This is a genomic window from Kitasatospora sp. NPDC057518 (assembly GCF_042802075.1).
Classification (GTDB): Bacteria; Actinomycetota; Actinomycetes; order Streptomycetales; family Streptomycetaceae; genus Kitasatospora.
On record NZ_JBHVEU010000318.1, the window covers coordinates 1 to 10230 of the forward strand.

A 10230-nucleotide genomic window follows, 5' to 3' on the forward strand; every position below is an offset into this window, starting at 1 on the left:
GCCGAGCTCCGGCCGACAGCGCCGCACCTCTCACTCCCGCCAGCGGGGAGCCTCGTCGTCCGGGGTGTCAGGGCTGGCGAAGTGGAAGGGGACCGACAGGTGCCCGGCCAGGGCCCGGCCCGCGTGTTCGGCGGCCGCGGCGCACACGAGCTGTCCGCTGCCGACTCCTTCCCCGTCCAGGTAGCGCCTGGCCGTGGTGGAGTAGACGGTGGCCAACGGGTGCTCCCGCACCGGGTCCTCGGTGATCGCCAGCAGGACCGTGAACCAGTCGTGGACGGTGTCGCCGTCCCAGACCACCTCGATCGCCACGACGCGGCCGGGGCAGCCGGCGGCACGGAACGCCAGGGACTCCAGGTCGAGGGGGCTGTCGGGGCTCCGGGCGATCCGGTCGCCGTGGTGGGTGTAGCGGTCGTTGACGATGTCCTGCGCGATGCGGATGCCGATGCCGGAGGGGACGCGGCCGACATCGACGACGGTCCGCAGCGCGTGGAAGAGGGAGTCCTGGAGGACGTACCCGTCGATCTCGTCGCGGATCCCCGCGGGCAGGCTCTCCCACCATGCGGCCCGCGCCGCCTCGTCCATCTCCACCGGTTCCTCCCCCGCTTCGCTGCGGCCCTTCCCGACAGGGCAGTGCGCCACGGTACCCGAGGCGGTACGAACGAGCGCCTGATTTTCCTGTCCGCCCCCGACGCGCCCTTGCTCCGTGCCCGACGACCCCGGTCGCACCTGTGTGATCGGGATACCCGAGCCTGGTGGCGAGGACGTGCTCTTCTGAGCCCGGCACCTGTGGGAGACCGAGGGGCACGCGGCTGGCGGCGCGCCAACCGGATATGCGTCGAGTGCGCCGCACGCGGGACGATCACGATCAGCGGGAGGGGGGCTCCTGCCGCGACAGCGCCAGCTTTCGGCGTCCTCGGTCGATGTCGGTGACGACGACCAGGACTTCGTCGCCGACTCCTACGACCTCCTGTGGCGTCCGTACGGGTGTCCGTGCGAGGTCCTTGAGGTGGATCAGCCCCTCGACCCCGTCGGCGACCTGGACGAAGGCGCCGAACGGGATCAGCCGGGTGACCCTTCCGCGCAGTGTCCGGCCCGCGGCGACGCTGTTGGCGAAGTCCTGGAAGGGGTCCGGCCGCATAGCCCGCAAGGACAGCCTGGCCTCCCCGTTCTTGGTGTCGAAGTGGAGGAATCCGCACGAGACGCGCTCGCCGACCCGGACGATGTCCGAGGCCGTTTCGAAGTGACACCAGGACAGTTCGGGGATCGTGATGAACCCGACCCCCGGGAAGACCGGATGACCGGGCCCGTCGTCCAGCGCCACGAACACGCCGAACGACTCGATCGACGCGACCGTGCCGGCGAGGATCTGGCCTGGGGCGAGCCGCTTCAGAAAGGCCCACAGCTCCGGGTTCCCGGTGGCTGCCATGGACAGCCGTACGCGGCCCGCGGGCGGGTCGACGGCGATGACCTCGGCGGTGATCCGCTGACCGACCTCCACACCCTCGCTCCGAGGCCGCCCCCAGGGCAGGTCCAACGAGCCGACGAACCCCAGCGGTCTCGCCGGGAACCCGTCCAACGTCACCGCCACCCCGGAGCGGGTGACCTCTGATGCGACCCCACCACACAGGTCGCCGACGCGGATCGCTGACAGAAAGCTCCGTGCGGCGCGGTCCTCCGGTGCTTCGCGCATGGCGGCAAGCCTTTCACGAAGGGAGGGGCGGGTTGCCAGGAGGCGGGTGTCGGACTCGGTTCGGGCGGGAACGTGCCGGTCCGTCTGCGGGTTGATGCCCCTGCTCGGGGCAGCACGACCGCCGAAGGTTCAACCACCATGGAAGCGCAGGCCGACGGGCTCTGGAGAGCGGGGGAGGGTTGCGCCGGTGTCGCTCCGATGTTCCTCACCCCCCGAGACACGGCTGTCGGCGCGGCGGCGGACCCGTCGTCGTCAGGGGTCGTTCCTAGACTCTGGCCCATGGGACTTTCGATATCAGTGGGACTCCTCTACGACCAGGCTCGCAACGATGCGGAAGGTCTCGACCATCACCGGTCGGCCTTCGCCCGCCTCGGCCGGGCGCTCGTGGAGGAGGGGGTCAGCTGGCACGAGCCGGAGATCACCGATCCGCCTCGTGCCCGTACCTTCTCCGGTGGCTTTCCCTACGGGTACCTGACCCAGCTGCGCCGCATCCTGGTGCTCGTGAACCTCGGCGAACCTGTCACGTCGGCTCTGGAGGTCAGCGGGCGCCAGTTCGACCGCGATTGCGAGAAGATCCAGGATGAGACGTCGAGGCTGGCCTCCCATCTGCTCTGTCACTCCGACAGCTCCGGCTACTACGTGCCGGTCGAGTTCGAGGATCCGCTCTTCCTCCCTGATGAGGCGGGAGTCGAGGGCGCCGGAATCGTCGGCTCCAGTCAGCGCCTGCTGGCTGAACTGTCGGACCTGGCGCCGTCGATCGGCATCAACCTCGACGACGAGAGCGTTCCCTCCGGTTCGGGGGAGGCATGGGAAGCTCGGGATCTCGCGGTGGACGGACCGTTCGCGACGGAGCGCTTCACCTGGTACCAGCTCTATCGGGCATGCCTGGCAAGCATCGAGGGCGGCCACGCCATCGTGTTCCACTGATTCATTCCCGGCAGTGGTCATTTCCGGATTCCGTTGAGGACGAGGACAAGGACGACGGCGGTGCGGGCGACGGAAACGCTGGAGGGAGCCCTCGGCGGAGGGGGCCTCGGCGGGGGTACCCCGCCCCGAGGGCGGGGCGGGGTGCGGGGTGGGTGTGGTCAGTGGGCGAGGATGCGCAGGGTGGAGTTGACGGTGAGGTAGAAGGTGTGGGCGTCGGGGCCGAGGGCCAGGGCGGTGACCCAGTTGAGGCCGGTGATCTCCTCGGCGGGGACGAGGGTGTTGGTCGCGGTGTCCAGGGCGAGGACCGAGGCCTTGCTGTCGCCGCTGGTGAGGTCCTGCAGGACCAGGTAGAGCCGGGTGCCGTCGGCGGACACCGAGGGGTTCTGCAGCCACTGGCCCGGGGCGAGGTCGAGGGTGGTGAGGGTGTCGGTGGCGAGGTCTACGGCGTAGCCGGTGCCGTTGTTGCCCACGCCGTAGAGGCGGGTGGTGTCCGGGGAGAGGGCCAGGATCGGGCGGGAGCCGATGGTGGCGGCGGTGGTTCCGGTGATGGTCGGGGTCGCGGTGCTGGTGTCCAGGCGGACCAGGTTCTCGTCGGTGGCGGTGTACGCGGTTTCGCCGTTCGGCGGCGTGACGATCGAGCCCAGGTAGTGGCCGGGGACCGGGACGGCGGTGGTGTAGGCCTGCTGCTGCGGGGAGAAGGACAGGACCCGGGCGCCCGGCTCGGCCGGGCGGTGGTAGCGGGCCGGTCCGTCCTGGCCGACGTAGACGGTGGCGCCGTCGGGGCTGACGGCCAGGGAGGTGAGGGCGCCGGGGAAGGTGCCGTCGGGTCGCGGCTGGTCGGGTGCCTCGGTGCTGGAGACGACGGTGTCGGTGGCCGTGTCGATGGCGCCCAGGCTGGACAGCGGTGCCTTGCGGGCGGTGGAGAAGAGCACGTAGACGCGCGAGCCGTCGGGGCTGACGGCCAGCGGGCCCGGGCCGGCGCCGAGACCGGTGGACAGTGTCACCACCGCGGTGATGGCGCCGCTCTGGGTGTCGACCACCTTCACCTTGGCGCCCTTGGTGGTGTCCTTCACCGCGACGTAGGCCTTGTGCCCGTCCGGGCTGACGGCCACCGAGGCGGGGGACGAGTCCAGTTCGACGGTCTGCGGGACGCCCGGGACCGGGCCGCCGGAGGTGTGGGTGGCGGCGCCGGCGGAGCCGGACCCGGTGAGCAGCAGCGCTCCCGCCACCGCCAGGGAGCCTAACCAGCGGGCCTTCGAGACAAGCGAGTTCATGTAACCCTCCCCTTCGTACACCGCGGGTCCCCGCGGTGGAAGGAAAACGCTACGGGACGAAGCCGGTCCGGGGTGCGGCTTCACCCGGGAGGTGACGGCCGCAGGGGGAAGTGGCAGGCGGCCAGGTGGTCGTCGGGGCCGTAGGCGGTCAGCGGTGGCTCGACCTCGGCGCAGAGCTGCTGCGCCGCCGCGCAGCGGGTGCGGAAGCGGCAGCCGGACGGCGGGTCGATCGCGGAGGGGAGTTCCCCGGCGACGCCTCGGTTGCTCCTGGCCCGTTCCACCGCCGGGTCGGCGACGGGGACGGTGTCGAGCAGGCCGCGGGTGTAGTGGTGCACCGGCCGGGCGTACACCGACGGCGCGGGGCCGATCTCCACCAGCTTGCCGAGGTACATCACGCCGATCCGGTCGGACAGGTAGCGGACCACGGACAGGTCGTGCGAGATGAACAGGTACGACAGGCCGAGTTCGCCCTGGAGGTCGCGCATCAGGTTGAGCACCTGGGACTGGATCGACACGTCGAGGGCCGAGACGGGCTCGTCGGCGACGATGAGCCGGGGGCTGAGGGCCAAGGCGCGGGCCAGTCCGATGCGTTGGCGCTGGCCGCCGGAGAACTCGTGCGGGTAGCGTTCGAGGGCGGTGAGCGGCAGGCCGACCAGGTCGAAGATCTGCCGGATCCGCCGGTCGCGCTCGGTCGGGCCGTCGACCCGGTGGATGTCGAGCGGTTCGCGCATGATCGAGTGGACCGGCATCCGCGGGTTCATGGCCGCGTAGGAGTCCTGGAACATCAGCTGGACGTCGCGGCGCAGCCGGCGCCGCTCGGCCCGTGGCACCAGGGCGAGGTCGCGGCCCTGGAACACCAGGCTGCCGCTGGTGGGCCTCTCCAGGCCGACGATGAGTTTGCCGACGGTGGTCTTGCCGCAGCCGGACTCGCCGACCAGGCCGAGCGTCTCTCCCCGGCGGACGGTCAGGGAGAGGTCGGCGACGGCGCTGACGGCGCCGACGGTCCGGCGCAGGACGAGGCCGTTGGTGACCGGGTACTGCTTGACCAGGTGCTCGACGCGCAGCAGCGGTTCGGCCGCCGGGCCGTCGGCCGCTGCCGTCACCTCGTCGGTCACCGCCGGAGTCTGTACAGCCGTCGTCCGTGCTGTGGACCGGACGCCCGATCCGGCCTCGCCGACCGGGAAGTAGCACGCGTACCGGTGCTCCGGGACCTCCCCGGACAGCGGCGGCTCCTGCGCGTGGCACTGCTCGGTGGCGTAGCGGCAGCGCGCGGCGAAGCGGCAGCCGGGCGGGGGAGTGGTCAGGTCCGGCGGCAGGCCGGGGATCGAGTAGAGCCGGCCGCCGGAGCGGGCGGAGCGTTCCGGCAGCGAGGCGAACAGCGCCTCGGTGTACGGGTGGCGGGGGTTGCCGTAGAGCGCCTCGGTGCCGGTGGTCTCGACGACCTTCCCGGCGTACATGACGGCGATCCGGTCGGCCCGTCCGGCGATGACGCCGAGGTCGTGGGTGACCAGGATGACGGCCATGCCGAGCTGCTGCTTGAGGTGGTCGATGAGTTCGAGGATCTGCTTCTGGACGGTGACGTCGAGGGCGGTGGTCGGCTCGTCGGCGATGAGCAGTTTGGGTTCGTTGGCCAGGGCCATGGCGATCATGGCCCGTTGGCGCATGCCGCCGGACAGTTCGTGCGGGTAGACCAGGGCCCGCCGGGCGGGGCTGGGCATGCCGACCAGGTTCAGCACCTCGACGGCGCGTTCGTGCGCCTCCCGGCGGGAGGCCCGGCGGTGGATGCGGACGGACTCGGAGATCTGCCGGCCGATGGTCATGGTCGGGTTGAGCGAGGTGGTCGGGTCCTGGAAGATCATCCCGATGTCGTTGCCGCGAACCCGGTCCATCGTCCCGGGTTCGAGCGCGAGCAGGTCGCGGCCGTCGAGTAGGACGCTGCCGCCGACGACGCTGCCGCCGTTCGGCAGCAGCTGCATGATCGACATGGCGGTCATGGTCTTGCCGCAGCCCGACTCGCCGACGATGCCGAGGGTCTCGCCCGCGTCCACCGCGAGGTCGACGCCGTCCAGGGCCCGCACCACCGAGTGCTTCAGTCGGATCTCGGTGCGCAGGCCGGTCACTTCGAGGAGCGCCACTGCCGGAACCTCCGTCGGTTCACCGTTTCCGCAGGCGGGTTTCGAAGGCGTCGCGCAGGGCGTCGCCGATCACGTTGAAGCAGAGGATGAGCAGGATGATCACGGCGGCGGGCGGGTAGATCATCCACCAGTAGCCCTGGCCGGCGTAGTTGGTGCCGACGTCGAGCATGCCGCCCAGGTCGTTGTCGGGGGCCTGGAGGCCCAGGCCGATGTAGCTGAGGGTGGAGAGGGCGAAGACCGCGTCGGCGATCGAGAACGTGGTGTTGACGATCGTGGTCCCGATGGTGTTGGGCAGGATGTGCTTGAGCACGATCCGCCCGCCGCCCGCGCCCATCATCCGGGACGCGGAGACGTAGTCCCGGACCTTGATCGCCAGGGCCTCGCCGCGGACCAGGCGGGTGATGCCGAACCAGGAGGTCAGGCCGACCTCCAGGATCAGCATCGTCTTGCTCTTCCCGTAGACGCTGCTGAGGTAGATCAGCAGGAAGATCAGCGGGAAGGACATGAAGGAGTCGATCACCCGCATCATCAGCGCGTCGACCCAGCCGCCCAGGTAGCCCGCGACGGCGCCGTACAGCGCGCCGATGACGGCGGCGATCAGGCCGGCGGCGAGGCCGATCTCCAGGCTGGTCTGCCCGCCGGCCATCACCTTGCCGAGCTCGTCGATGCCGTCGTTGTCGGTGCCGAGCGGGTGCCCGGCGCCCGGCGGCAGGGTGACGGCGGAGAGGTTCACCACCGAGGTGTCGGCGTGGTAGAACAGCGGGCCGAGGAAGCAGAACGCGGTGATCGCGACCAGGGCGGCGACGGCGACCAGGGCGAGCCGGTTCTCGGCGAAGACCTCCGCGCCGCGCCGGAGCATCGAGCGGGGCCGCCCGGCGGGCTCCCCGCCGGGGGCGTCTGGCCGGCCGGGCGTCGTGCCGGGCAGGGGCCCGGGCCGGGGGTTGGGCGTCGTACCGGGTGTCGGGGCCATCAGGTGAGCCTCACTCGGGGGTCCAGCACGGCGTAGCCGAGGTCGGCCAGCAGCGAACCGACCACGGTGGCCACCGCGGTGAGCAGGGTGGCGGCCAGGGTGATGCCGTAGTCGCTCTGCAGCGCGGCGCGGGTGGTCAGCAGGCCGATGCCCTGGATGTTGAAGACGTACTCGACGATCAGCGCGCCGCCGACCAGCGCGGGCATCGAGAGGCCGACCAGGGTGACCATCGGGATCAGGGCGTTGCGCAGGACGTGGCCGTACAGGGTGCGGCGCCGGGAGGCGCCCTTGGCCTGGGCGGACCGGACGTAGTCCTGGGTGATCTGGTCCAGCACCCCGGAGCGCATGTAGCGGCTGTAGCCGGCCACGGTGGTGAGGGTCAGGGTCAGGACGGGCAGGCAGACGGCCCCGGGGTGGGTCAGCGCCTCGCCGAAGGTGGCCACCTGGTCGTGCACCGAGACCCACTTCAGGTCGTCCTCGAACCACTGCTGGATCAGGAAGCCGATGAAGAAGGTCGGCACCCCGTAGGCGATGAAGGAGAACACCGTGAAGGCGTGGTCCAGCGCGCCGTTGCGGCGGGTGGCCTGGAGCAGGCCCGCCGGTACCGCGATCAGCAGGGCGAGCAGCAGCGAGGCGCCGACGATGTAGGCGGAGGCGCCGAGGGCGTTGAACAGCAGGTCGGAGATGGGGCGCTGCTGGATGTAGTCGAAGCCGAGGTCGCCGTGGAGCAGGCCGTCCAGCCAGGTCCAGTACTGAACGTAGACCGGGCGGTCCAGGCCCATCTGGTGGGTCAGGTGGGCGATGGTGGCCGGGGTGGCGTGGGAGCCGAGGATCGCCCGGACCGGGCCGCCCGGCATGAGCTGCATCAGGCCGAAGGAGATGACCGTGACCATCAGCACCGTCACGAGGGCCTGGAACAGCCGACGGATCAGGTAGGCCGTCACCGCCGCCCCCCGAGGGGGGCCGCGGCGCGCTCACGGGTGGCCGTCATTTCGTGTAGTACCAGTACTCCGGCTCGTAGCCCTGGAAGGGGTCGCCGGCGTCGACGTGCAGCTTCCTGGTGACCTCGCTGACCGTGAGCGTGTTGGGGGTGTAGATCACCGGCTGGTCGCCCGCGATGTAGTCCTCGTAGGCGTACAGGTCGTTGACGTCGCTGCCGGTGGTGGTCTTGACGATCAGCTGGTCCAGCTTCGGGTCGGAGAAGCTCCAGACGTTCGGCCCGGCGCCGGTGGCGAACAGCGCGTCGCCGGTCGGGTAGTAGTCGGGGGCGAAGACCCAGCCGCCGTAGAGCAGGGCCTGCCACTGGCATCCGGCCGGCTGGGCGGCGGTGCAGGCCACGCCCTCGTTGCCGATGGTGTTCTGGGTCTGGCTGACGACGGTGATGCCGATGCCCGCCTTGGCCGCGTCCGAGCGCATGTCCGCCGCCATGGTGTCCAGGGCGGCCTGGCCGGAGGGGTAGTTCATGGTGAACGCGGCCTTGGTGCCCGCCGCGATGCCGGCCCCGCACTGGTCGGGGCCGGTGCCCGGGTTCGTGCAGGTGGCCGGGGTGCTGTCGGTGTTCCAGCCGTGGCCGCGCAGCAGCTGCTTGGCGGCCGCCGGGTCGTAGGTGGCCTTCTCGGACTGGCTCTTGGGGGAGAGCGGGTTGCCGGCCGGGAGGCTGGGCACGGCGCCGGTGCTCGGGTAGCCCCAGCCCTTCCAGATGCCGTTGATGATGCCCTGCTGGTCCACGGTGTCCTGGACCGCCTTGGTGAAGTAGGGCTGCTTGAACAGCGGCCCCACGTCCGGGTTGGCGAAGTTGATCTGGTAGTACGAGATCTCGTCCAGGTAGGTCGGGGCCGGGATGTAGTAGCCCGCGCCGCTCAGCGGGTTGCCGGCGTCCGGGTTCTTGGCGTTGAAGGTCGGGGAGTCCTCGGCCGGCAGGTAGCCGACGTCGATGGCGTTGGCGCCGCCGCTGCCGGCCTTGAGGTCCGCGTACTCGGTGGTGTCCGAGGTGTAGGGGACGAAGTCCACCTCGTCGAGGTAGGGCTTCTGCGGTCCCGAGTAGGCGGTGTTCGGCACGATCGCGTACGCGCCGGAGGTGCCGTTGTAGGTCTTGAGCTTCCACGGGCCGTCGACCACCGACCACAGCGGGCTGCCCGCGAAGTCGCCGCCCTTGGTCGACTGCGCGCTGAGGTAGGCGTAGTCGGCGGCGCAGTCGGTCATGGCGGCGTCCGAGCCGAACGCGTCGTTCGCGCAACTCCCCTTCTGGTTGGGGCCGGTGAGGTCCCAGGCGAGCGGCATCGGGGTGATCTGGCTGAGCTCGTCGTCGGTGAACCAGGTCTGGCTGACCGGGGTGTCGAGGGTCAGCGTCAGCGTCTGGCCGGAGGCGGTCGCCGAGGCCACGTTGTCCGGGAAGTACTTGGCGCCGATCGCCGGGTTCGGCGGGGTGTAGTAGCCGCTGTTGGACGTCTCGGCCTTGGCCATGTTGATCCAGAACAGCACGTCCTGGGCGGTGACGTCCTCGCCGTTCGACCACTTCCACGGTTTGACCTGGATGGTGACGGTCTTCCCGTCCGGGCTCCAGGCGGGCGCCTCGCCGAGGGACACCTCCGGGTCCAGGGCGACCTTGTCGTTCAGCCCCCAGTAGTACAGGGGGCGGTAGAACAGCTCCTGGAACTGGCTGGTGTTCACCGTGCTGACCTGGGCCGCGGAGTCGAACGGCCAGATGGCGTCCGGGAAGGTGGAGGGCGCCTCGGCGACCCGCACCACGCCGCCCTGGACCGGGGCCCCGACCGGCCCCGGGCTGCTGCCGCCGCCGCCCCCGCCGCCGCTGCCGCTGGTGCAGGCCGCGGCGGTCGCCACGACCGTGACCAGCGCCACCACTTGTGCGAGTCTGCGCGCTCCTGTGGACTTCGTCATCCTGGGCATGCCCCTCTCACCCCACGTGAACACCAGCGAGTGCTTTCCTTGCGCGATCCGACGGTTCGCCGACGCGGGCATGGCGGTGCCGGGACCGGGCAAGCGTGAGCGGCTTTCCCGACGCCGGGAAGGCACCGGCGTCCGTGGGCTTCGGCCGCGTGCTGCTGGCCCTGCCCCGCCGGGTGCTAACAGTTAGACGGATTTCGCGGAGACTGAGAAGACCCGGGAAGGGCTGCGGTTCGTCAAGTTTCCATCAAGGAGCGGATCTTGGGACCGTACGGGCTGCCGTCCGTCCGGGCCCGGTGTGCGCTGAGGCCGGCCCGGAGCCCCCTGCCC

The 10230-nt window shown here is 70.8% G+C and carries 8 protein-coding genes; 1 reads left to right on the plus strand and 7 read right to left on the minus strand.

The window, feature by feature from the left end:
- Positions 1-30: 30 nt before the first annotated feature.
- Positions 31-582, minus strand: coding sequence for a hypothetical protein (locus tag ACFU7Z_RS27565; protein ID WP_380745077.1), 552 nt, complete (start codon positions 580-582; stop codon positions 31-33).
- A 283-nt stretch (positions 583-865) separates the two neighbouring features.
- Entirely contained in the window at positions 866-1498 is a 633-nt protein-coding gene (locus ACFU7Z_RS27570; protein WP_380780329.1) for a S1 RNA-binding domain-containing protein, read from the minus strand.
- A 471-nt stretch (positions 1499-1969) separates the two neighbouring features.
- Here ACFU7Z_RS27570 and ACFU7Z_RS27575 point away from each other — a divergent pair, with 471 nt between their 5' ends.
- On the plus strand, positions 1970-2617 hold the full coding sequence (locus ACFU7Z_RS27575) for a hypothetical protein (RefSeq protein ID WP_380780331.1): 648 nt from the start codon (positions 1970-1972) through the stop codon (positions 2615-2617).
- A 158-nt stretch (positions 2618-2775) separates the two neighbouring features.
- Here ACFU7Z_RS27575 and ACFU7Z_RS27580 read toward each other — a convergent pair whose 3' ends face one another.
- The 5 genes from ACFU7Z_RS27580 to ACFU7Z_RS27600 form a co-directional block, all read right to left on the minus strand.
- Entirely contained in the window at positions 2776-3891 is a 1116-nt protein-coding gene (locus ACFU7Z_RS27580) for a hypothetical protein (RefSeq protein ID WP_380780333.1), read from the minus strand.
- Between the two features lie 80 nt (positions 3892-3971).
- Complete coding sequence (locus tag ACFU7Z_RS27585) at positions 3972-6026, minus strand: dipeptide ABC transporter ATP-binding protein (protein WP_380780335.1); 2055 nt, start codon at positions 6024-6026, stop codon at positions 3972-3974.
- 19 nt (positions 6027-6045) lie between these two features.
- Positions 6046-6996 carry an ABC transporter permease gene (locus ACFU7Z_RS27590; RefSeq protein WP_380780338.1) on the minus strand — a complete coding sequence of 317 codons (951 nt, stop codon included), beginning with the start codon at positions 6994-6996 and terminating at the stop codon, positions 6046-6048.
- Complete coding sequence (locus ACFU7Z_RS27595) at positions 6996-7940, minus strand: ABC transporter permease (protein WP_380780340.1); 945 nt, start codon at positions 7938-7940, stop codon at positions 6996-6998. The genes ACFU7Z_RS27590 and ACFU7Z_RS27595 overlap by 1 nt, the downstream gene beginning before the upstream one ends.
- Positions 7941-7983: 43 nt before the next feature.
- Positions 7984-9894, minus strand: a complete 1911-nt coding sequence (locus tag ACFU7Z_RS27600; protein WP_380780342.1) for an ABC transporter substrate-binding protein — start codon at positions 9892-9894, stop codon at positions 7984-7986.
- Between the last annotated feature and the right edge of the window lie 336 nt (positions 9895-10230).

Coding starts and splice junctions, on each gene's coding strand:
- ACFU7Z_RS27565 (WP_380745077.1), bottom strand. CDS start 582: ATGGACGAGGCGGCGCGGGCCGCATGGTGGGAGAGCCTGCCCGCGGGG.
- ACFU7Z_RS27575 (WP_380780331.1), top strand. CDS start 1,970: ATGGGACTTTCGATATCAGTGGGACTCCTCTACGACCAGGCTCGCAAC.
- ACFU7Z_RS27580 (WP_380780333.1), bottom strand. CDS start 3,891: ATGAACTCGCTTGTCTCGAAGGCCCGCTGGTTAGGCTCCCTGGCGGTG.
- ACFU7Z_RS27590 (WP_380780338.1), bottom strand. CDS start 6,996: ATGGCCCCGACACCCGGTACGACGCCCAACCCCCGGCCCGGGCCCCTG.
- ACFU7Z_RS27600 (WP_380780342.1), bottom strand. CDS start 9,894: ATGACGAAGTCCACAGGAGCGCGCAGACTCGCACAAGTGGTGGCGCTG.